Source organism: Terribacillus aidingensis (assembly GCF_040703035.1).
Classification (GTDB): domain Bacteria; phylum Bacillota; class Bacilli; order Bacillales; family Amphibacillaceae; genus Terribacillus.
In genome coordinates this window covers 2,347,809-2,367,922 of record NZ_CP159996.1, presented here as the reverse complement: position 1 = coordinate 2,367,922, position 20,114 = coordinate 2,347,809, and the positions used below count along the sequence as shown (strand labels likewise).

The window sequence follows — 20,114 nt, the reverse complement described above, 5'->3', positions numbered from 1 at the left end:
AGGGATACACATGGTTTTTGCCGTAAGTTTACTAATAGGGCTCCTTGCAGCCGCGCTTGGCAGTTTGGTAGGTTTGGGAGGAGGAATCATCCTAGTACCGTCGCTGCTGATCTTGAGCAACTTCTGGAATGAATTCAGCTGGGCTACACCACAAGCAATCGTTGGTGTGTCTGTCATCTTTATGATCTTTACTGGCCTGACTTCTACGCTGACATATATGAAAAGCGGACGGGTTGATTATAAAAGCGGACTCATTTTCTTGGCAGGTGGATTGCCAGGAGCTATTCTTGGTTCATTCCTGAATCGTTTTATATCAGGTGATGGTTTTTCGTTATACTTTGGCATACTTGTACTGCTAGTTTTCTTTATGTTCTTCGTAAAACGTAAGGAACGTGAAGTGATTAATCCAAAAGGAATCATCGTTACAAAAGAGATTGACGGGACCACTTATACATATAGCTTCCGGTTCATAGCGGCGTTTGTGCTGTCTTTGTTCGTCGGACTGCTTTCTGGTATGTTCGGAATTGGCGGGGGCAGTTTCATGGTGCCTGCCATGATCCTTCTGTTCGGTTTTCCAGCACATGTTGCTGTTGCCACAAGTATGCTAATGGTCTTTTTCCTCAGTATCGTCAGTACCGTTATGCATATTTCCCTTGGGCATGTGGAATGGAACGTTGTATGGGCCTTTATTCCAGGTGCGATTATTGGTGGGTTCCTCGGCGCGAGGATTAACCAGATGCTGAAAGGAAATACTGTCGTTTGGATATTGCGTATCATGCTCGTATTAGTTGCTGTCCGTTTGATTTGGGACGGTTTGTCTTCATAAAGGAGTAGAGAAGGATGCAGGAAAAGCTGACTATCAACTACACAAATGATTTGCATAGCTATTTCGAGAACTGGCCGAAGATTGTCGGCTATCTGAAGGAAAATAAACAAAAGCTGAAGGAAGCGGGCGAGACGTGCTGGCTGATTGATATCGGTGATCATGTCGATCGCGCACGTCCGATTGCAGAAGCATTCCGAGGCAAGGCGAATATCAGCCTGCTGAACGAAGCTGGCTATGATTTCGCAACAATCGGCAATAATGAAGGGATCACACTAGATTATGATGACCTTTATCATTTGTACGATGAAGCGGAATTCCGTGTTGCAGTCGCAAACCTTCATTCACAGTCCGAGAGGGATCCGAGCTGGATGGAGTCGTCCTGGGTGGTCGAAACAGCTGGCGGTGTAAAAGTCGGTATGATCGGACTGACAGCGCCGTTTCCGGATTTCTATAATCTAATCGGCTGGAACGTCCAGGACCCGATGGAAGTTCTGAAGCGTGAAATTGCCCCGCTTCGCTCTTCTTGCGATGTGGTTGTTTTGCTTTCCCACCTCGGAATTTATGCAGACAGGGACATAGCTTCTGCTTTTCCGGAAATCGATGTGATTGTCGGCGGGCATACGCATCATTTGCTTCATGAAGGAGAATATGTGAACCAATGTCTGATTACGACTGCAGGCAAGCAGGGCTTTCATTTCGGTGAAGTGGAGATCACTTGGGACACAGAACAGGGATGTATTATCGACAAGCGAGCCAGGGCTATTCCTGTGGCAGATTTGAAGGATGACGCAGACACAGCGGAGCATGTCGCTGTTTATTCGGAAAATGCAGCAAAAGCAATGCATCGACCTGCCGTCGTTCTGCCAGATCCGATGCCTTGTGCTCCTTATGAGGATTCTCGTGCAATGGATCTGTTGACGGATTATCTGCGCAGATGGACGAAGGCAGATCTCGCTTTTCTGAACGCAGGGGTGCTGCTGGAAAGCTTTCCGGCAGGGGCGGTTTCTTATATGGATATTCACCGGATCTGCCCACATCCTATCAATCCGGCAACAGTTCCATTAACTGGAGAAGCGTTGGAGCAAATCGTAAATGCTGCATTGCAGCCTGATTTTGTTTCATTCCCTCTTAAAGGATTCGGCTTCCGTGGGAAGGTCATCGGAAAGATGATTTACAGCGGACTGACGTTCGACATTACAGGAACAGAAGCAAAACCAGTGGCTGTAAACATAAAGATACACGGTAAGCCGCTTGATCCTGCCAAGCTTTATTTAACCGCAATGGCGGATACCTTTACTTTCGGCAGCTTGCTGCCCAATATAAAGCAAGCAGAAGGCAAGACATATTTCATGCCGGAGATGCTCCGTGATTTACTTCTGGAAGCATTTCAGGAAATAGAAAAATGAGCAAACACCTCCGTTTCTCCTACATAGGATATAACGGAGGTGTTTTTAAATTGATGACTGTAGAACCTTTATTTCTAGATGGCAAGCCTTTTACCGCTGTAACCGTGGTATTGCCGAAAACAACCTTGCTTGTTGTGTCGAATGATGTCGGCTATATTATGTGCGGCGCATTGGACGTAGATTTGCTGAATGAAAAGCTGGCAGATCGCAACATTATATCTGGCAGGGCAGTCGGAGTTAAAACGATCGAGCAGCTGCTGGCAGCACCGCTTGAAAAGGTGACTGAAGCATCAGCGGCGTATGGCTGGAAACCTGGGATCATAGGTAAAGAAGCATTACTTCTACTGTCTTAAAAAAATTGTCGAAGCTTGCCTTGTCAATCTAGATTGTTTTCCGATTTTCTGGTACTATTTTATCAGAATGGAATGTCGGAGAAGATAAGGGGTACGTCAATGAGACTAGTTTCGACAAAATCGGTAAAGCCCGGCAGTAAGCTCGCTCAACCCGTATATAATGATAAAGGCAGTATTCTCATCCAGCGGGATGTGGAGTTGACAGTAAATATTATCGATCGCTTAAGAGAGCTGCGATATACCTACGTCTATATCCGAGACGACAGGCTGCAGGACATCGAGCTTTACTTCTCCACTTCCAATGAAAAACGGCTAAAGGCAATGCAGGTTATCCATAAGAGTTTTCAGGAAATCAAAAAGAGTGACAATGGACGTTATTTGACTGAAAAGATGACGGATAAAATTACGCATTCCATCCAGGAGATGGTTAGTAATCTGCGGCCAAAGCGTCAGACACTGACGATTCTTTCCGATATGCTCATATATGATGATTACATTTTCTCTCATTCAGTCAATGTAGCATTGTATGCGATGGCCATCGCCAATGAAATGAAGCTTCCGGTTTCCGTTGTGGAGGAGATTGGTTTCGGAGCAATCCTCCATGATGTAGGCAAGATGTTCGTTCCGCAGGAAGTATTGCAGAAAACCGGCAAATTAACTGACTCTGAATTCGAGCAGATTAAGGAACATACAACAAAGGGTTTCCATTATTTGCGCAAGATGAATAATATCCCTCTGGTAGTCGCGCATTGCGCATACCAGCATCATGAACGGATGAATGGCTCCGGCTATCCGCGAGGCATCAGCGGTTCCGATATTCACTTGTATGCGAAAATCATTGGCATTGCCGATGTCTTCGATGCCGTGACAAGCAACCGTGTTTACCGGGATGCCATGCTGCCGCATGAAGGTCTGGAAATACTGTTTGCGGGCGCGGGGGATCAGTTCGATATGGAGATGGTCGAGGCTTTCAAGCGAAGCGTGGCAATCTATCCTACTGGTCTGACTGTCCGTCTTAGTGATGGAAGAACGGGTATCGTGATTCGTCAAAATGAAGATATAAATACGAGACCAATTATCCGTATTCTTCAGGAAGCGGATGGTACAGAACCTGAACCGTATGAGGTAGACTTGTATGAACATTTGAATATAACAGTTGTAGCTTGTTCGACATCTGCTGAGATGAACTAGCTTATTCTAAGCCCCCTTGGTCAAGCATATGTTTGATTCGAGGGGGTTTTTTCCATGCGTCCATGGCAGCGTAGAGCTACTAAAGCATCACCTTCCTTTCGTCATGTACTCCTGATGACCTTGCTGCTATTCCTGCTATTTACTAGTTTAAGCCTTTGGCTTGTGAATAGGGGCCTGGAGCCGACGCTTATGGCAATTGCTGAAACAAAGACAGAGCAGTTTGCCAAACAGGCGATAAATCAGGCTGTACAGGCAGAGAAGGAAGCGGATTTGGACTTGAACGCATTTGTGCAAGTAGAGAAAGATACTAACGGAAATGTGACACATGCCAGCTGGGATGCAGCGACAGTGAACGAAGTGCTGCGGAAAGTGACCTTTCGCGTCCAAAACTATTTGCGGCTGATGGAGGATGGCGAAATGCCGGCAGTCAGCGAAGAACAGCTGGCTGAGGAAGCAGCGGCGGATGTTATTCAGGAGAAATTGGAGGAAGATCCGACACTTGTCGAGATACCGCTCGGTCAAGCAACCAATAATGCTTTGCTTGCAAATCTTGGTCCTCGGATCCCGGTGAAATTCGAAATGATCGGCTATGTAGAATCCGGTGTTGATGTAAAGGTGGAAGAATACGGTATAAATAACGCAATGTTCGTCTTCATGGTCGAAATAAAAGCGAATGTCCGAATCATCATTCCGTTTTCCACGAAGACGACAACCGTCACGCAGGATGTTCTGTTGGGAAGTACGGTAATTCAAGGGCAAGTGCCGGAATTCTATAACAATGGAGGAGAGTCCGGTTCATCTCCATCTTTCTCCATCCCAATGCAAAAGGAAGGCGAATAAACTCAGCCTTCCTTTTTTTGCTGTTTGGATTTTTGCTCCCATATCCGTAGATAAGGATATGGGTCAAAGGAAAACTCCGAGCGCCCGTTGTCCTTATACATGCCGTAATGCAAGTGGGGCGGAAATTTGCCGGATGTTCCAGGTGGTCCATAGCCGCTGGCACCTACATATCCGATCACATCACCAGGTTTGACAACATTCCCGACGGATACGCCTTTTTCGAATCCGTTTAAATGGGCATAGTAATGGTAGATATTATTGCTGTCACGAAGACCGATACGCCAGCCTCCATACAAATTCCAGCCTTTCAATTCAATGACGCCATACGTAGTCGCATATACCGGGACTCCGTAGTTAGCGAAGATGTCCGTACCTTCATGAATTCGCCTGCCTCCAAACCCTCTTGCATCTCCCCATGTGTTGCGGTAACTGTAATTATGATGGAGAGGAAGCGGGAAGGAGCGTTTATCCAGTTCGATTGTTCCGAATTTCTCATATAGCTTGGCAGTATTCATTATCGTCTGTACGGTGAGATCGCGCTCATAATAATGCCAAAGGGCGATTTTAATATCGTTCTTCGTTGTCCCGACCCGCTGGATAAATGAAGCCATCGTAAAGAGTACATCTTCTGGATTGTCCGGATCGGCTTTCTTGTCTCCATCTCCATCACGTCCTAATCCTTGAAACCATAAAATAGAAGCTTCGTCTGCCTGCTGTTCATGTGCAGCAGCCCCGAACCATTTTTCTTCCGGGATTTCGATTGCGATCAGCTTATCTTCTTTGGATTGTGACGGAAGATTATGCTCGTACTGGTCGATTGCAGCTAAATAATACCAAGGAAGACCTGTGGCAGCTGCTGTTTTTTTGTAAAGCGCCATGCGATCCTGCTTTGCTTTATTTACGTTTTCTTCTCCTTTTGCAGAGACGGAGAACGGGAAACTGCTTAGCAGGAGAATTAGCAGCATGGCAATGTGCATCTTTTTCATGTGCTGCTCACCTTTCCTTATACGTTTACTGTTAGTTTGTACAGAGATCAGAAATTCATGAGTCCCGATCAATAGTTGAAAGGAAGGAATGCGAAAATATAAAAGAAATATGCTACACTAGAAACAAGATAGGGGAGTCGATAGATGGTGAAAACAACAGTACAAGGCAAGCACTATGAAGTGGTGCAGGATGTAAAGGGAGCCTTTCAGGAACAGGCATTCCAAAACCGCTACAGCGAAATCCTGACGAAATATGATTACATTGTCGGTGACTGGGGATATGAGCAGCTTCGTCTGAAAGGTTTTTTTGATGACGACAACCCAAAAGCCACCTTCGATACGAAAATCAGCACTTTGGAAGATTATTTGTATGAGTATTGCAATTTTGGCTGTGCATACTTTGTCGTGAAAAAAGTTCCGGCAAAGTAAACGCGCAAGAGAGGGGCAAATACGATGTACTTTGTGGATAAACGAAAGATTGAAGCAATCCTTACATATATGGAAGAACTGCTGGCAGCAGAGGTATCTCATTCTGCCGGGCTGACAGATAAGCTTGCGGCTGAACGGCGGGCGCAGCTCTTGATTGAAGGTATACTGGATACGGGCAACAGTGTAATTGATGGATTTATTATGCGTGATCCGGGCAGTTATGATGATATTATCGATATCCTTGCAGATGAAAAGGTGATAGCCGAAGACACTGCACCAGCCTTTAAAGAAGTGATTGTGCTGCGTAAAATGCTCACTGCTGAATATCAGCAGGTGGATCACCAAAGACTTTCGGATACGATGGAGAAACATCACGATTTGCTTGGGCAATATGTAGAGTGGGTAAGAGCATATCTGGTGGATGAGACGCGGACAGCTTCCGCTTTTTCAAGGAGCAGCCAAGATGAAAGCTTATGATGGATATCTGATTGATTTAGATGGAACGATGTACCTCGGTAAGGAGCGGATCGAAGCCGCGCCAGGATTCATTCAGAGACTAAAGGCGGCCGGTAAAAAGCATCTTTTCGTAACGAACAATTCAACGCGCACCCAGGAGCAAGTAGCTTCTAAGCTCCGTCAAATGGATATCGCAGCAGAACCGGAAGATGTGTTCACGACGAGCATGGCGACCGCAGCATACATCCGTGAGCACAATCCAGCTGCCCGGGTATTTGCCATCGGTGAGGAAGGGCTGTTTGATGCCTTGTCGAAAGAAGAGCTCACCTTAGCAGAAGAAGATTGTGATTTTGTTGTTATTGGTCTTGATACATCGATCACATATGAGAAGCTGGCAAAGGCATGTCTGCTTGTTCGGGCAGGAGCAAAGTTCCTCTCCACAAACAGTGATCGAGCCCTGCCTACAGATGCTGGCTTAATGCCGGGAAACGGTGCGATGACAGCTGTCATTTCTGTCAGCACTGGTATTGAACCGACTTTTATCGGCAAACCAGAGAACATCATGATGGAGCAAGCAAGGAAGCTATTGGATATGGATAAGGAACAAGTTCTTATGGTTGGTGACAACTATTTAACAGATATAACAGCAGGTATCCGGGCAGGAATGGATACACTGATGGTTTGCACCGGATTTACAAGAAGGGAAGAGCTTCCTTCTTTAGACCCCAAACCAACATATACGATTGATACGTTAACGGAATGGGAATTCAAATAAGGAGCGGCCTCTATTGGAGGCTGCTCCTTATTAATTAAGCCCTTATATCAAGATGTCAGTAACCCATCTGCAGTGCTCTATTGGCATTTCTGATATCATTTTGCAGCAGACGCTCGAAGTTATATGCTGGGTAAAGGCCTCTTCTGTACATATAATCAAAGATTTTCGCATGCGTATCGATTGCCAGCTGTAACTGCTTTCTTAGCGTTTCGCGGAGAACAGGTGTAGCAGTTTCTGTGATAGCAATCGCATAATTCCGGACAGATGTCTTGGCGAAAAGAAGCAAATCACCGGCATAGAAAGCAGGACTGACTTGTCGTGTATCTGTTACTTCGTTGGGTCCGGGTGCATAAGGAAAAAACTGAAGCAGTTCATTCAAATTGTTCTCCAGACCTTTGATCGTCTGTTCATAAATGGAGCGAAGTTCACCGTCGTTGATATTCCCAATGAATTGTTTCATTTTCATCAAGGCAACAGCTTGTGAAGCGACAAGTTCATGCAGTTCAAGAGTTTCATGCCATGCTAAGTGGTTCGGATAGCCGGCTGTGGTATTTTCCAAAAGATTCCCTCCTCGTATACTAGACGTTTACACTATATTCGGGAATATACTGAATGGATACAGTTTTTATACAACAAAAAGAAGCAGCCAGAAAGCTGCTTCTTTGTTATCCATCAATATTTTCTTCGTCGTTCTGGCTGTGTGCAAGTCTGCTCGCTGCTGCAGCCGCGATTGCCCCTACAATGTCGTCCAGAAAGGTATGGCATTCCCCGCTGCTTTTGTCATTCAGCTTGGCCAAAATACCAGGTTTCTGTTTGTCGATATAGCCATAATTCGTAAATCCTATAGATCCATATAAGTTGATGATGGAAAGTGCAATCACTTCGTCGATACCATACAGGCTTTCATCTCTCGCCAGGTTATCTTGCAGCGGCTGTTCCAGTTTTCCTTGTTCCGTTAGTACATCAAGCTGGATCCCTGTGAGGATGGCGTTTTGAACTTCTCTTTTGGACAATACACGTTCTACATTATAAATACAACGGTCCATCGTAAGGCCAGGATAATATTTCTCTTGGAGAAAATGTACAAGCTCCGCGATATCTTTTACTTGCACACCGCGTTCGATGAGCCACTCCCGCGCTTTTTTCTCTAATTCAGCTGTCATAAGATCACTTCACTTTCCTATGTATGATTCTCTGTTTAGCAGTATACCCTTCTAGCCTATGCGCCAACCATCAGTACTGGAACATGTTTCTTACCTATGCATCATAAAATGAAATAGGAGGTGTTTGCTCGTGTTGCAGTTGATGCAGCAGTATATTCCAGGTTTCAGCGGCAAGCCGGTATCCTACCGGAATTATCACGCTTATCAGACAACGGATCGACTATATGTCATTATACCAGCAAGGACGGATCAAGACAGTTATTATGAATTGGCTGCTATCACTGTTTATATGCAAGAGGCAGGTTTTCCCCGTCTTGCGCAGCCAATGCTGACAACGGATGGACAGATATTGACGGTCTATGAAAATACGGCGTATCTCGTTGTGGAAATGCCGCCGCCTTATCCAAGGGGTCTTGATGCGCATGGGGCAGAGCTGGCAGCATTTCATCAGCTGGGTGCCGGATGTCCATTTGCGCCTGATACACTCTCCAGCTACGGAAAGTGGAGTGATCTTTGGACTGCTCGTCTGTCGCAGGCAGAACGGCTTTATTCAAACATGTATCAGAAACGGCCGCTTGTCCATGAAGAACGGGTATTTCTGGATACCTTTCACTATGTTATCGGCAGGACAGAGCTTGCCATTCAATATTTGAATGAAACAAGCAATGAGTTCCGTTTCACGGACTATGATCAGCCGACCACGGTATTCACCAAATACGGTTCTGAACTGGCAGATACATATGTGCTGCCTCATAACATCATTTATGACCATCCAGCTCGTGACTTGGCAGAATTCACAAGGACTGCCTTTTGTAAGAAGGAGGAAGGGGAAACGGCTGAATTTCTGCAGTCTTATATGCAGCAGCGGCCGCTCTCTGTTTTCGGAATGCGACTGCTGTATGCCAGATTGATCATGCCGCTTCATCTGTACGATCAGATGGAGAAAGGTCTGACTGGAAAAGCGTATGAAACTCTCATCATGCAGCAAAGCAAGTACGAGCAACGTCTCAGCGGATTATTCGACCGTATGCAAGTCGATGCGCATACTCTTGAGATACCGATATTGGAAAATTATTTGTAAAGTCGGTTGCGATAGTAGATTGATAGAGTTATAATGTCCTTTATATAAAAACATTTGTTTATTTGAGGTGGACAGGAGGCTGGGTGAGATGAAACAAAGGATACAAATCGGCTTATGCGGCCTTGGCACAGTTGGAAGCGGTGTGGTTCAAATTTTGCAGGATCACCAGGAACAGATTCGGTATAAGCTCGGCTGTGAAGTGGAAGTAGCGAAAGTGCTCGTCAAAGATAAGGAGAAGAAACGGGAGTATATCAGGGATGCTTCCATCCTTACGACGGAAGCCGCTGATATTACAGATAACCCGGACATTGATATCATTGTGGAAGTGATGGGCGGCATGGAAGATACATTTCAGCTGCTGGAACGTGGCATACGGAATCGAAAACATATCGTGACAGCCAATAAAGACTTGATGGCAGAGCATGGTGATAAGCTGTTTACACTATCCCAGGAATATGGTACCGATATTTATTACGAGGCTAGTGTGGCCGGCGGCATACCGATTCTTCGTTCACTCAGTGACGGTCTTGCTTCAGATAAAATTGAGAAAGTGATGGGAATAGTCAATGGAACGACGAATTTCATCCTTACGAAAATGACAGATGAAAACCTATCCTTTGAAACAGTGCTGGAGGAAGCGCAGGCACTTGGATTTGCCGAAGCTGATCCAACGTCGGATGTAGAAGGTCTGGATGCAGCCCGTAAGATGACATTGCTGGCGAACTTGGCCTTCAAGATGCCAGTGGCATATAGTGATGTCCAAGTTGCTGGTATCACTTCCATCTCTCAGGAAGATATCGAGTTTGCAGGAAAACTCGGCTATATTGTGAAGCTGATCGGTATCGCTGCAATTGATGAGGGAAAAGTCGAAGTCAGCGTCGAGCCCACTTTGCTGCCGGAAGCACATCCGCTGGCACAAGTGAAGAATGAGTTCAATGCCGTTTATGTGTATGGGCACGCTGTCGGGGAGACGATGTTTTATGGTCCGGGAGCTGGCGGTCTGCCAACAGCGACAGCAGTCGTATCAGATCTTATGGAGGTCATCAAGAATATTCGCTTAGGAGTCAGTGGAAAAGCATATGTGCAGCCGCAATATAAAACTGCTTTAAAGGATAATACAGAAAAGCACGCCAAGTATTTCATTCGTGTTGAAGCAGAGGATCAGACAGGTGCATTCCATGCCGTCACAAATGTCTTTGCAGGCCAGGATGTCTCGTTTGCGAAAATCCTCCAGCTGCCGCATTCCAAATCAAAAACAGCAGAAGTTGTCATGGTGACACATAAACACAGCAAGCAGCAAATCGAAAACAGCATACAGCAGCTGGAGCAATTAAACGTCGTGAAACGCGTCATCAGCTGCTATCGTGTAGACGGAGAGGATTGAGAAGCATGGGATGGAAAGGTCTTTTAGAAGCGTATAAGAATCATTTACCGATATCAGAGGAAACACCAGCATTAAGTTTAGGAGAAGGAAATACACCTTTAGTAAAACTTGAAAAGCTGTCAGCAGCGTATGGTATCGAGGCCTATGCGAAAATCGAAGGAGCGAACCCGACGGGAAGCTTCAAGGATCGCGGTATGGTCATGGCCATTGCCAAGGCAAAAGAAGCAGGGGCGAAAGCAGTCATCTGTGCTTCCACAGGCAATACATCTGCTTCAGCAGCTGCATATGCAGCCCGCGCTGGTATGCGCTGCTTCGTCGTCATTCCAGAAGGTAAAATTGCACAAGGGAAACTGGCACAGGCTGTTATGTACGGAGCGGAAATTTTCTCAATCGAAGGCAATTTTGATGATGCACTGCGTGTTGTACGGAATTTAAGTGAAACCGAGCCGGTAGCACTCGTAAATTCTGTCAATCCATATCGTCTCGAAGGACAGAAGACGGCGGCCTTCGAGCTGTGCGAACAACTGGGACAAGCGCCGGATTATCTCTTCATTCCGGTTGGCAATGCAGGTAACATTAGTGCTTACTGGAAAGGTTTCAAGGAATATGAACTAGAAAAAGGATACAGTCTTCCAGTACTGAAAGGCTACCAAGCAAGCGGAGCAGCTCCGATTGTGCATGATAGGGTGTTCGACAATCCGGAAACAGTCGGTACTGCCATACGTATTGGTAATCCTGCAAGCTGGCAGAAAGCAACCGCTGCAAGAGATGAATCAGGCGGAACAATCGATGAAGTGACAGATGAGCAGATTATCGCTGCTTATCAAAAAATCGCCCGTGAGGAAGGGATTTTCGCTGAACCAGGATCTTGTGCTTCATTCGCTGGGCTGCTGAAGGCGTTGGAGCAGGGTGAGGTGCCCAAAGGTGCAACAGTCGTTAGTGTACTGACTGGTAACGGATTGAAGGATCCTAATACAGCAATAGAATACAGTACTATCAAGCCGGTTGTGCTCCCGAACGAAGAACAGGTGATTGCAGACGCCATCAGGGAGCGGATGTAATGAAACGCTGGCAAATAAGCGTACCCGCAAGCACCGCCAATATCGGACCAGGATTCGATTCGGTTGGGATCGCTCTAGATCTGTATTTGGAGCTGGAAGTCCAGCCTGGATCAGAGTGGGAATTCATTCCGATGTCGGAAGCTGTACAAGGACTTCCGGCAGGTAAGGACAATATGATCTATGAAACGGCACTTTATGTTGCGGATCGCTATGGATATAGTGATCTGCCGGCATGTACAGTCCGAATGAGTAGTGATATTCCGCTGGCTAGAGGATTAGGCAGCAGTGCCACCGCTCTTGTCGCGGGAATTGAACTTGCTGATTGTCTTTTGGCGCTTCAATTGAGTGATGAAGAAAAGCTCGATATCGCTGTCAGTTTGGAAGGACATCCTGATAACGCAGCACCATCCATTTTAGGTGGGTGTGTAATCGGCTATTATGATGACAAAGTCCATTATGTGCAGACACCGATGAAGGATGTACGCTTCCTGGCAGTTATTCCTTCATTCGAGCTCGCAACAGCAGATGCCAGAGCAGTTCTTCCAGATCAGCTCCTGTATAAAGACGCTGTAAAGGCAAGTGGCATTGCGAATGTAGCCGTTGCTGCTTTGCTGCAGCAAAACTGGGAGCTGCTCGGAGAGATGTTGACGAAGGATCTTTTCCATCAGCCTTACAGGCAGTCAATGATTCCCCATTATAAGAAAATCTCGGACTCACTTCAGAAAGCAGCATATGGTGTCTATTTAAGCGGAGCTGGGCCGACAATGATAGCTTTAGTTGATGAAGCCCGAGCGGATGCGGTTCATTCACACTATCAGAAATTGTATCCTGAATTTGAATGGCTTTTGCTTTCTTGTGCTGCCAAAGGGAGCTGCGCAGTCGAGTTGGCTGTTGAAGCTTAACAAAACCCACAGAAACTGGATGATTTCTGTGGGTTTATCATTGTCGTTTATGGAATGTCTTGCGTATAAATAAAGAACCACGGGAAAGTTTTCACTTTTCCGTGGTTCTATCAATGTATTAGAATACTTGCTCGATCTCACGCACTCCAGGAACTTCTGCCATCAAGGCACGTTCAATTCCGGCTTTCAATGTGATCGTAGAGCTTGGGCAGTTGCCGCATGCTCCCATAAGACGCAGACGCACGATACCTTCATCAACATCGACTAGCTCGACGTCGCCGCCATCACGCAGCAAGAATGGACGCAATTTATTCAAAACTTCTTGTACTTGGTTTTCCATCATCCATTATCCCCCTTACGATTATATATTCATTATAAATCCTTTCGGGCAAAAAATCCACGCTGGCTAACTGAGAAATTCTATCAATTAAAAAATAAATTCCAACATCGTGATTGTTACGGTAAACTGAAGCTATCAGTATACGAGAGGATGGAGCCGAATGACCACGACTATTACCGTTTATGGAGCTGATATTATCTGTGCGAGCTGTGTGAATGCACCAAGCTCCAAGGACACGTATGAATGGCTGCAGGCCGCATTGGCAAGGAAGTTCGAAAACAAACAGTTTCAATTTGAGTACATTGACATCAATGAGCCGCCTGATGAAGAAAAGCACAAACAATTCGCTGCGAAGGTTATAGAAGAGGATTTGTTCTATCCAGTTGTTTTTGTCAATGATGAAATAGCTGGGGAAGGAATCATTTCCCTTAAGGCAGTCACTAAAGCTGTTGAAACAGTCAGCGCAACCTAGTTGTGCTGATATCCCGCCTTATGGTAGGATTATCACTTGATAGTGTTACATCCTAGAATAGGAGATGAGCGGGATGAATCCGATCATTGAATTTTGTGTTAATAATCTGGCCTCCGGCTCGCAGGCAGCTTTTGAGAAGCTTGACAGTGACCCAGGCCTTGATGTGATAGAATATGGCTGTACAAGCTTTTGCGGCATTTGTGCCCAGCACATGTTCGCACTCGTAAATGGCGAACCGGTGACAGCTGAGACACCTGATGAGCTTGTCGAAAATGTCTACAAGTTCATCGAAGAAAATCCGTTATTTTAATTGGCCGTGCGTCTGCATTTCGCAGGCCATGGCTTTTTTCATAGTAGAGGAGAAATGACAATGGACATACCTTTTGTAAAACTGCATGGCTTAAAAAACAGCTACATTTTCGTAAATCTCTTTCAATTCCAGCTCGAGGAGGAAATGCTCGCACCGCTTGCGATTGCTGTTGCAGACAGGAATACCGGAATCGGATCTGACGGCTTGATCCTCATCCATCCAAGCGAAACATGTGACGTAGGCATGCGTATTTTCAACCTGGACGGTTCTGAAGCGATGAATTGCGGTAACGGCCTGCGCTGTGTTGCCAAATATGCTTATGAAAACGGTCTGGTAGAAAATGATACATTCACGATTCAGACGAAGGCAGGCCAAGTAGAAGCGCAAGTCCATGGCACAAAAGAGCATGTGCATGAAGTTACAGTTGATATGGGAGCACCGATTTTACAGCGTGAATTGATTCCGATGCTAGGTGAGACTGGTCAGGAAGTCGTCAACGAAGCTTTTGAAGCAGGTGAAGAACAGCTTCAAGTCACAGCAGTGAGCATGGGCAATCCACACGCCGTATTCTTTGTCGATAACATTGAGGAAGCACCGCTTTATACGCAGGGTCCGGTTATTACGAATGATCCCAGATTCCCAGAAGGTGTTAACGTAGAGTTCATCGAAATGGTTTCCGAGAAAGAATTGCATTTCCGTGTATGGGAACGCGGCTCTGGTGTTACCCAGGCATGCGGTACTGGCGCTTGTGCAGCAGTTGTTGCAGCCATTCAAAATGGCAAAGCACCATACGGAGAAGAGGTAACCGTGCATCTTAGCGGCGGCGATCTGTTCATCCGCTGGGAAAAAGATGGTTCCGTCTGGATGCGCGGTGCTGCCGAGAAGACTGTATCTGGTATTTTTCACTGGGAGCACAGTGCTTGAGCATCAGCGTATAGGAGCGTATACTTACAGTAAGATTAGAATGGGGAGGTAACTTAACATGGTATTGAATATTACCGACAGTGCGAGCCTTCAGATCAAGGAAATGATGAAGGAAGAAGAAGCAGAAACTGTTTTGCTGCGCTTTGGCGTAAAAGGCGGCGGCTGCAGCGGCCTTTCCTACAGCCTCGGCTTTGAATACGAAAAGAATGAAGAGTTGGATACATTCGAAGAGGTCAACGATATCCCGGTCATCATCCGTTCTATGGACATCCCGGTCATCCAAGGCACGACGATCGATTTCAAACAGAATATGATGGGTGGAGGGTTCACGATCGATAACCCGAACGCCATCGTCAGCTGCGGGTGTGGTTCGTCATTTAAGACAGCGACGAATGCTGGTACGCCTGAGAATTGCTGATGCATAAATAAGCCTTCCTGCCGTTTGTTCTTACAAACGGCAGGAAGGCTTATTTTGATACGGAAGTCTTTTAATTTTGAAGAGCCGCTTTAATATGGCCATTTACTTGATAGCTGTTTAAAAGGCCGATGTGAGATACACCGTAGATTCGGATATTATCCGCACCAGATAGGATAGAAAGAGACGGGTTCACGATATAGTCACTTGTAGAATAGATAGAAGTAGTATCTATTCCAGCAGGTGCAGCGCTGGTTGTCAGTCTATTTGCCCCTCCAAGCGTTACCAGTTTATCTACTTTGTCACTTCCGCCTTTATTCAATATGTAATACAGACTGTTTGCTCCACCCATACTATGGGCTACGATATTAACTTTGTCACTGCCTGTTTCCTCTAGTACATCATCGACAAATCCTTTTATGGCAGTTGAATTCAATTCTTGGTGCCCTTGCTTGCTTGGAAGATCAATAGAATAAAGTTCATCTTCTGACCAGCCTTGCCCCTGCAGGTATCTCTCAATGAAATAAAAATTTGAATCGGAGCCAGTTAAACCGTGAACAAAGACAACAGGTGTGTTGTCAGTGGCCGCTTGGACTTTAGAAGGCTGCAGGTAGACAGATAATGCGAACACCATTGCGAGACTGATAAAAAAGAGCGTTAAGATTTTACTTTTCTTCATTTTATATTTCCTCCTATCAATAAATGAGTAATTCTATTAAATTGTAAAATATAAACTAGAATTCCGGTATTGGGAAAATAAAGGGAAGTTTCACTTGTTTATATAATATAAAGAAACAATTTTTATCACCTAATGGCTATCGAGTAAGTTTTTATTTCCCAACTCAGTGTAGTTTTCTGCTTTTCCATTTATCTGGGTAAATGTGTGTACTGGAATTCGACTGAAGTTCAAAAATTCATGTATGTCAACAAAGGAGGTCTATCATGATTACTTTGGCAACACCTGAGGATGCGTCCGAAATCTACCGCGTTATGCTCGCGGCATTTGAGGAATATAGAAATAAGGCGATTCCCTCCAGTGCTTTAAATGAAAAAGCGGACTCGATCAGAACTTCTTTAAATGAGAATGAAAAAGCCTTCTTATACTGGCGGGGTGAAACAGCTGTAGGAACGGTCCGTTTTAAAGAACAGGACGATGCTATATATTTCTTTCGCCTGTCTGTATTTCCAGAAGAAAGAGGCCGAGGAATAGCAGGACAGCTGCTTCAGGCATTAGAAGATTTTGCAGCAGCCTATAATTTTGCTGTGCTTTGCTGTAAGGTGAGGCTGACAGAAATAAGAAATATCAGTTTATACAAAAAGTATGGATTCCATATAATCGGCAGTGAAACAGTCGTAAAGCCCAATGGAATTCACGTGGAAACTGTAACAATGACCAAAAATCTATGATAAGTCTATAGAACTCTATAAGACCTCTTTCATGTACAAAACCAAATATTGTAATGTTTGAATGTGATTATATTAATAAAATACGGGTATATAACTCCTACCATATAAATCATGGGTGAAAGCATTGTTTGTTTGTGCAACAGACATATGCAAAAAATGGAGGAGAGAGAAAGATGGACAAACATGCTAACGGACAAGGGCAAGTCCCCCAAATGGAGGATGATGGCCGAAGTTCGAAACGAAGATTGAGACTGATCGCATTCATTTCCACTTTTGGTGGATTATTATTCGGTTATGATACAGGTGTAATCAATGGGGCATTGCCTTTCATGGGTCAGGAGGATCAGTTGAATCTGACACCGTTAACGGAAGGGATGGTAGCAAGTTCCTTGCTTCTAGGAGCTGCATTTGGTGCTGTATCCGGCGGGAACCTGGCAGATAAAATTGGCCGCCGTCGCGTCATTTTATATTTAGCTGTCTTATTCTTTATTGCAACTTTAGGATGTTCATTCGCACCAAATACGGAGACGATGATTGTCTTCCGCGTCCTGCTTGGTCTGGCTGTCGGTGGTGCATCTGTAACTGTTCCAGCTTATTTGGCAGAGGTTTCTCCATCTGAGTCACGCGGAAAAATGGTAACAATCAATGATTTGATGATCGTTACCGGTCAGTTGCTTGCTTATTCTTCTAACGCATTCCTTGGAAACATGTTCGGAGATACTGCTCATATTTGGCGTTATATGCTTGTAATTGCAACAATACCTGCACTTGTATTGTGGTTCGGAATGCTTGTTATGCCGGAAAGCCCTAGATGGTTGGCGCAGCAAGGCATGCTGAAGACCGCTTTTCAGATATTATTAAAGATTCGCCGTAAAAACCGCGCGAAACAGGAAATTGAACAAATTAAGAAAACTGTTGAAAGAGAGAAGAAGCTGGATAAAGCTTCCTTCAAAGACTTGACTATCCCATGGATCAGAAACATTGTGCTGATTGGTTTGGGTATTGGTGTCATCCAGCAAATAACTGGTGTAAACTCCATTATGTATTATGGTACGCAGATTTTAAGTGAAACCGGATTTGGCCGTGATGCGGCACTTATTGGTAATATCGCAAATGGTATCATTTCCGTTACAGCCGCTATTTTCGGTATTTGGTTATTAGGTAAGGTTCGCCGGAGACCGATGCTTACAATCGGGTTTATCGGAACAACAAGTGCATTGCTTTTGCTTACCATCGTCACAACCTTCTTTGAGGGTAGTCCTGCGCTGCCATATATGGTACTGGGACTTACGGTTACATTCTTAGGATTCCAGCAAGGTGCTGTTTCCCCGGTTACGTGGCTGATGCTATCTGAAATCTTCCCTTCCCGTATTCGTGGAATGGGTATGGGGATCGCTGTATTCTTCCACTGGATGACGAACTTCACTGTAAGTTTGACATTCCCGGTACTGCTTAGCGCAATTGGATTATCAAGTACTTTCCTTATCTTCGTTGTACTAGGTGTCTGTGCGATTATCTTTATCCGAAAATTCCTGCCAGAAACAAAAAACCGTACACTGGAGGAATTGGAACAAGACTTCCGTAATAAAAAGATCCGCAAAACTGTACCTAAACTGAATAAAAAAACTGAACTAAGTGAAAGAGTGTAAAGAGAAAGATCCCTTCCTGGCTGCTGTCAGGAGGGGATTTTCTTTTATAAAGAAAGATATTGTTATGCAATTTTCATGGGTGAAAATGCCAATTAATATGTTTGCTGTGGTACAACTGTACAATTGAAATAGAGTTGTAATATAACAAAAGTGATTATTTTGATAAAAGACGGGTATATAACTTCTACCACCCTCTACATACAAACAAGGGTAAAAGCATGATTCATGCAACAGTCAAATGCGTAAATGGAGGAGAAAAATATGGACAAACACGAGACTGAAAAAGGGCACGTCCCACAGAATGAGGATGATGGAAAACATTCGAAGCGAAGGCTGAGATGGATTGCCATCATATCTACTTTCGGAGGATTATTGTTTGGATATGATACAGGAGTCATCAATGGTGCTCTGCCGTTTATGCGGCAGACCGATCAGCTTAACCTGACCCCGCTTACAGAAGGTGTTGTTGCCAGCTCCCTGCTGTTAGGAGCAGCATTTGGTGCTGTATTCGGCGGGAAGCTTGCCGATAAGATTGGTCGTCGACGTATTATATTATATCTTGCTGTTTTATTCTTTATTGCGACATTGGGCTGTTCATTCGCTCCAAATACGGAGACGATGGTTATCTTCCGCGTACTGCTTGGTCTGGCCGTCGGTGGTGCTTCTGTAACAGTCCCGGCTTACCTTGCGGAGATGTCACCAGCAGCGAAACGCGGACGAATGGTAACGCAAAATGAATTGATGATCGTAACTGGTCAGCTGCTTGCTTATACTTCCAACGCTGCACTCGGGAATTTGTTCGGTGATACAGGTCATATCTGGCGCTATATGCTGGTTATTGCGACCTTGCCAGCTATCGTCCTTTGGTTCGGGATGCTAGTCATGCCGGAAAGCCCCAGATGGCTTGCACAGCAAGGTATGCTGAAAACAGCTTTCCAAATTCTTTCGAAGATACGCCGCAGAAACCAGGCGAAACAGGAAATGGCGGAAATTCGGAAGACAGTGGAAAAAGAGGAGAAGCAAGATAAGGCTACGTACAAAGACCTTGCAATACCATGGATCAGAAAAATTGTTTTTATTGGTATGGGTATTGGTATTATTCAGCAGATCACCGGGGTTAACTCCATTATGTATTACGGAACAGAGATTCTGAGTAATGCAGGATTTGGAACAAAAGCAGCATTAATCGGTAATATTGCTAATGGTGTCATTTCTGTACTTGCCACATTTGTTGGTATCTGGCTGCTAGGCAGAGTAGGGCGCAGGCAGATGCTGACAGTTGGTTTTATCGGTACAACTAGTGCGCTGCTGCTTATTACGATAGCTGCTACTTTCTTTGAAGGAACAACAGCACTTCCGTACATGGTGCTAGCTCTTACTGTCACATTCCTTGCCTTCCAGCAGGGAGCTGTTTCACCAGTCACATGGCTGATGCTGGCAGAGATTTTCCCTTCCAGACTGCGTGGAATGGGGATGGGAATCGCAGTATTCTTCCAATGGATGACGAACTTCACGATTAGTTTGACGTTCCCGGTACTGTTAAGTGCAATTGGTCTATCCAGCACTTTCCTGATTTTCGTTGTCCTGGGGATTGCTGCCATACTCTTTATCCAAAAGTTCCTTCCGGAAACAAAGGATCGGACACTAGAAGAATTGGAGCAGGATTTCCGTCAGATGACAATCCGCAAATCAGTACCAAAATTGAAGAAGAAAGCAGAATTAGGAGAAAGGGTATAATCCCTTC

Annotated in this window: 24 protein-coding genes; 19 read left to right on the top strand and 5 right to left on the bottom strand. The window is 45.1% G+C overall.

From position 1 onward, the window contains the following. Positions 1–10 precede the first annotated feature (10 nt). The 5 genes from ABXS78_RS12500 (at position 11) to yunB (ending at position 4,616) form a co-directional block, all read left to right on the top strand. The gene (locus ABXS78_RS12500; RefSeq protein ID WP_366247482.1) at positions 11–826 is read left to right on the top strand and encodes a sulfite exporter TauE/SafE family protein; all 816 of its coding nucleotides are present in this window, start codon (positions 11–13) and stop codon (positions 824–826) included. A gap of 14 nt (positions 827–840) precedes the next feature. Then, complete coding sequence (locus ABXS78_RS12495; RefSeq protein ID WP_366247481.1) at positions 841–2,232, top strand: bifunctional UDP-sugar hydrolase/5'-nucleotidase; 1,392 nt, start codon at positions 841–843, stop codon at positions 2,230–2,232. Positions 2,233–2,282: 50 nt separating this feature from the next. After that, positions 2,283–2,585 (top strand): DUF1805 domain-containing protein, encoded by a 303-nt coding sequence (locus tag ABXS78_RS12490; protein WP_095224444.1) that lies wholly within the window; start codon positions 2,283–2,285, stop codon positions 2,583–2,585. Between the two features lie 99 nt (positions 2,586–2,684). Next, entirely contained in the window at positions 2,685–3,776 is a 1,092-nt protein-coding gene (locus tag ABXS78_RS12485; protein ID WP_095224332.1) for an HD-GYP domain-containing protein, read from the top strand. 54 nt (positions 3,777–3,830) lie between these two features. Then, a complete protein-coding gene (yunB, locus tag ABXS78_RS12480; RefSeq protein ID WP_095224331.1) occupies positions 3,831–4,616 on the top strand; it encodes a sporulation protein YunB in 786 nt (261 codons plus the stop codon). 2 nt (positions 4,617–4,618) lie between these two features. On the opposite strand, the gene ABXS78_RS12475 is transcribed toward yunB, so the two are convergent. Next, positions 4,619–5,602 (bottom strand): M23 family metallopeptidase, encoded by a 984-nt coding sequence (locus ABXS78_RS12475; protein ID WP_366247480.1) that lies wholly within the window; start codon positions 5,600–5,602, stop codon positions 4,619–4,621. A 144-nt stretch (positions 5,603–5,746) separates the two neighbouring features. On the opposite strand from ABXS78_RS12475, the gene ABXS78_RS12470 reads away from it, so the two are divergent. The 3 genes from ABXS78_RS12470 to ABXS78_RS12460 are packed head-to-tail and all read left to right on the top strand — an operon-like array spanning position 5,747 to position 7,262. Then, positions 5,747–6,031 (top strand): YutD family protein, encoded by a 285-nt coding sequence (locus ABXS78_RS12470; protein WP_095224329.1) that lies wholly within the window; start codon positions 5,747–5,749, stop codon positions 6,029–6,031. A gap of 24 nt (positions 6,032–6,055) precedes the next feature. Continuing rightward, the gene (locus tag ABXS78_RS12465; RefSeq protein WP_366247479.1) at positions 6,056–6,508 is read left to right on the top strand and encodes a DUF86 domain-containing protein; all 453 of its coding nucleotides are present in this window, start codon (positions 6,056–6,058) and stop codon (positions 6,506–6,508) included. After that, positions 6,495–7,262: a TIGR01457 family HAD-type hydrolase gene (locus ABXS78_RS12460; protein WP_366247478.1), complete on the top strand. Its 768-nt coding sequence runs from the start codon at positions 6,495–6,497 to the stop codon at positions 7,260–7,262. Before ABXS78_RS12465 ends, ABXS78_RS12460 begins: the two co-directional genes overlap by 14 nt. A gap of 55 nt (positions 7,263–7,317) precedes the next feature. Here ABXS78_RS12460 and ABXS78_RS12455 read toward each other — a convergent pair whose 3' ends face one another. Together ABXS78_RS12455 and ABXS78_RS12450 are read right to left on the bottom strand one after the other, a co-directional pair. Next, complete coding sequence (locus tag ABXS78_RS12455) at positions 7,318–7,821, bottom strand: spore coat protein (protein WP_366247477.1); 504 nt, start codon at positions 7,819–7,821, stop codon at positions 7,318–7,320. A gap of 106 nt (positions 7,822–7,927) precedes the next feature. Beyond that, on the bottom strand, positions 7,928–8,425 hold the full coding sequence (locus tag ABXS78_RS12450; RefSeq protein WP_095224326.1) for a phosphatidylglycerophosphatase A: 498 nt from the start codon (positions 8,423–8,425) through the stop codon (positions 7,928–7,930). A gap of 130 nt (positions 8,426–8,555) precedes the next feature. On the opposite strand from ABXS78_RS12450, the gene ABXS78_RS12445 reads away from it, so the two are divergent. From ABXS78_RS12445 to thrB, 4 genes are all read left to right on the top strand, one after another. After that, complete coding sequence (locus ABXS78_RS12445) at positions 8,556–9,506, top strand: hypothetical protein (protein WP_366247476.1); 951 nt, start codon at positions 8,556–8,558, stop codon at positions 9,504–9,506. An 88-nt stretch (positions 9,507–9,594) separates the two neighbouring features. Beyond that, positions 9,595–10,890: a homoserine dehydrogenase gene (locus ABXS78_RS12440; protein ID WP_366247475.1), complete on the top strand. Its 1,296-nt coding sequence runs from the start codon at positions 9,595–9,597 to the stop codon at positions 10,888–10,890. Between the two features lie 5 nt (positions 10,891–10,895). Beyond that, positions 10,896–11,951, top strand: coding sequence for a threonine synthase (thrC, locus tag ABXS78_RS12435; RefSeq protein WP_366247474.1), 1,056 nt, complete (start codon positions 10,896–10,898; stop codon positions 11,949–11,951). Then, positions 11,951–12,853 (top strand): homoserine kinase, encoded by a 903-nt coding sequence (thrB, locus tag ABXS78_RS12430; protein ID WP_366247473.1) that lies wholly within the window; start codon positions 11,951–11,953, stop codon positions 12,851–12,853. Before thrC ends, thrB begins: the two co-directional genes overlap by 1 nt. Positions 12,854–12,971: 118 nt before the next feature. Here thrB and ABXS78_RS12425 read toward each other — a convergent pair whose 3' ends face one another. Beyond that, on the bottom strand, positions 12,972–13,196 hold the full coding sequence (locus ABXS78_RS12425) for a NifU family protein (RefSeq protein WP_038564952.1): 225 nt from the start codon (positions 13,194–13,196) through the stop codon (positions 12,972–12,974). Positions 13,197–13,353: 157 nt separating this feature from the next. Here ABXS78_RS12425 and ABXS78_RS12420 point away from each other — a divergent pair, with 157 nt between their 5' ends. The 4 genes from ABXS78_RS12420 (at position 13,354) to ABXS78_RS12405 (ending at position 15,317) form a co-directional block, all read left to right on the top strand. Beyond that, a complete protein-coding gene (locus ABXS78_RS12420; RefSeq protein ID WP_366247472.1) occupies positions 13,354–13,665 on the top strand; it encodes a YuzD family protein in 312 nt (103 codons plus the stop codon). Between the two features lie 73 nt (positions 13,666–13,738). Continuing rightward, the gene (locus ABXS78_RS12415) at positions 13,739–13,975 is read left to right on the top strand and encodes a YuzB family protein (RefSeq protein WP_038564957.1); all 237 of its coding nucleotides are present in this window, start codon (positions 13,739–13,741) and stop codon (positions 13,973–13,975) included. A 60-nt stretch (positions 13,976–14,035) separates the two neighbouring features. Next, positions 14,036–14,899: a diaminopimelate epimerase gene (gene dapF, locus ABXS78_RS12410; protein ID WP_366247471.1), complete on the top strand. Its 864-nt coding sequence runs from the start codon at positions 14,036–14,038 to the stop codon at positions 14,897–14,899. Positions 14,900–14,957: 58 nt separating this feature from the next. Further along, positions 14,958–15,317 (top strand): iron-sulfur cluster assembly accessory protein, encoded by a 360-nt coding sequence (locus tag ABXS78_RS12405; RefSeq protein ID WP_095224319.1) that lies wholly within the window; start codon positions 14,958–14,960, stop codon positions 15,315–15,317. 70 nt (positions 15,318–15,387) lie between these two features. Here the strand turns inward: ABXS78_RS12405 and ABXS78_RS12400 are convergent, their stop codons facing one another. Beyond that, complete coding sequence (locus ABXS78_RS12400) at positions 15,388–15,993, bottom strand: alpha/beta fold hydrolase (protein ID WP_366247470.1); 606 nt, start codon at positions 15,991–15,993, stop codon at positions 15,388–15,390. Positions 15,994–16,256: 263 nt separating this feature from the next. On the opposite strand from ABXS78_RS12400, the gene ABXS78_RS12395 reads away from it, so the two are divergent. The 3 genes from ABXS78_RS12395 (at position 16,257) to ABXS78_RS12385 (ending at position 20,107) form a co-directional block, all read left to right on the top strand. Next, entirely contained in the window at positions 16,257–16,721 is a 465-nt protein-coding gene (locus tag ABXS78_RS12395; RefSeq protein WP_366247469.1) for a GNAT family N-acetyltransferase, read from the top strand. Between the two features lie 212 nt (positions 16,722–16,933). Continuing rightward, the gene (locus tag ABXS78_RS12390) at positions 16,934–18,370 is read left to right on the top strand and encodes a sugar porter family MFS transporter (RefSeq protein WP_366249941.1); all 1,437 of its coding nucleotides are present in this window, start codon (positions 16,934–16,936) and stop codon (positions 18,368–18,370) included. Between the two features lie 261 nt (positions 18,371–18,631). Next, a complete protein-coding gene (locus ABXS78_RS12385) occupies positions 18,632–20,107 on the top strand; it encodes a sugar porter family MFS transporter (RefSeq protein ID WP_366247468.1) in 1,476 nt (491 codons plus the stop codon). Positions 20,108–20,114 lie beyond the last annotated feature (7 nt).

What these genes read in the sequence shown, in the direction of transcription:
- ABXS78_RS12495 (WP_366247481.1), top strand. Translation starts at nt 841, where the DNA reads ATGCAGGAAAAGCTGACTATCAACTACACAAATGATTTGCATAGCTAT.
- ABXS78_RS12405 (WP_095224319.1), top strand. Translation starts at nt 14,958, where the DNA reads ATGGTATTGAATATTACCGACAGTGCGAGCCTTCAGATCAAGGAAATG.
- ABXS78_RS12475 (WP_366247480.1), bottom strand. Translation starts at nt 5,602, where the DNA reads ATGAAAAAGATGCACATTGCCATGCTGCTAATTCTCCTGCTAAGCAGT.
- thrB (WP_366247473.1), top strand. Translation starts at nt 11,951, where the DNA reads ATGAAACGCTGGCAAATAAGCGTACCCGCAAGCACCGCCAATATCGGA.
- ABXS78_RS12470 (WP_095224329.1), top strand. Translation starts at nt 5,747, where the DNA reads ATGGTGAAAACAACAGTACAAGGCAAGCACTATGAAGTGGTGCAGGAT.
- ABXS78_RS12400 (WP_366247470.1), bottom strand. Translation starts at nt 15,993, where the DNA reads ATGAAGAAAAGTAAAATCTTAACGCTCTTTTTTATCAGTCTCGCAATG.
- yunB (WP_095224331.1), top strand. Translation starts at nt 3,831, where the DNA reads ATGCGTCCATGGCAGCGTAGAGCTACTAAAGCATCACCTTCCTTTCGT.
- ABXS78_RS12395 (WP_366247469.1), top strand. Translation starts at nt 16,257, where the DNA reads ATGATTACTTTGGCAACACCTGAGGATGCGTCCGAAATCTACCGCGTT.
- ABXS78_RS12420 (WP_366247472.1), top strand. Translation starts at nt 13,354, where the DNA reads ATGACCACGACTATTACCGTTTATGGAGCTGATATTATCTGTGCGAGC.
- ABXS78_RS12500 (WP_366247482.1), top strand. Translation starts at nt 11, where the DNA reads ATGGTTTTTGCCGTAAGTTTACTAATAGGGCTCCTTGCAGCCGCGCTT.
- ABXS78_RS12415 (WP_038564957.1), top strand. Translation starts at nt 13,739, where the DNA reads ATGAATCCGATCATTGAATTTTGTGTTAATAATCTGGCCTCCGGCTCG.
- dapF (WP_366247471.1), top strand. Translation starts at nt 14,036, where the DNA reads ATGGACATACCTTTTGTAAAACTGCATGGCTTAAAAAACAGCTACATT.
- ABXS78_RS12425 (WP_038564952.1), bottom strand. Translation starts at nt 13,196, where the DNA reads ATGATGGAAAACCAAGTACAAGAAGTTTTGAATAAATTGCGTCCATTC.
- ABXS78_RS12385 (WP_366247468.1), top strand. Translation starts at nt 18,632, where the DNA reads ATGGACAAACACGAGACTGAAAAAGGGCACGTCCCACAGAATGAGGAT.
- ABXS78_RS12450 (WP_095224326.1), bottom strand. Translation starts at nt 8,425, where the DNA reads ATGACAGCTGAATTAGAGAAAAAAGCGCGGGAGTGGCTCATCGAACGC.
- thrC (WP_366247474.1), top strand. Translation starts at nt 10,896, where the DNA reads ATGGGATGGAAAGGTCTTTTAGAAGCGTATAAGAATCATTTACCGATA.
- ABXS78_RS12440 (WP_366247475.1), top strand. Translation starts at nt 9,595, where the DNA reads ATGAAACAAAGGATACAAATCGGCTTATGCGGCCTTGGCACAGTTGGA.
- ABXS78_RS12390 (WP_366249941.1), top strand. Translation starts at nt 16,934, where the DNA reads ATGGAGGATGATGGCCGAAGTTCGAAACGAAGATTGAGACTGATCGCA.
- ABXS78_RS12485 (WP_095224332.1), top strand. Translation starts at nt 2,685, where the DNA reads ATGAGACTAGTTTCGACAAAATCGGTAAAGCCCGGCAGTAAGCTCGCT.
- ABXS78_RS12460 (WP_366247478.1), top strand. Translation starts at nt 6,495, where the DNA reads ATGAAAGCTTATGATGGATATCTGATTGATTTAGATGGAACGATGTAC.
- ABXS78_RS12465 (WP_366247479.1), top strand. Translation starts at nt 6,056, where the DNA reads ATGTACTTTGTGGATAAACGAAAGATTGAAGCAATCCTTACATATATG.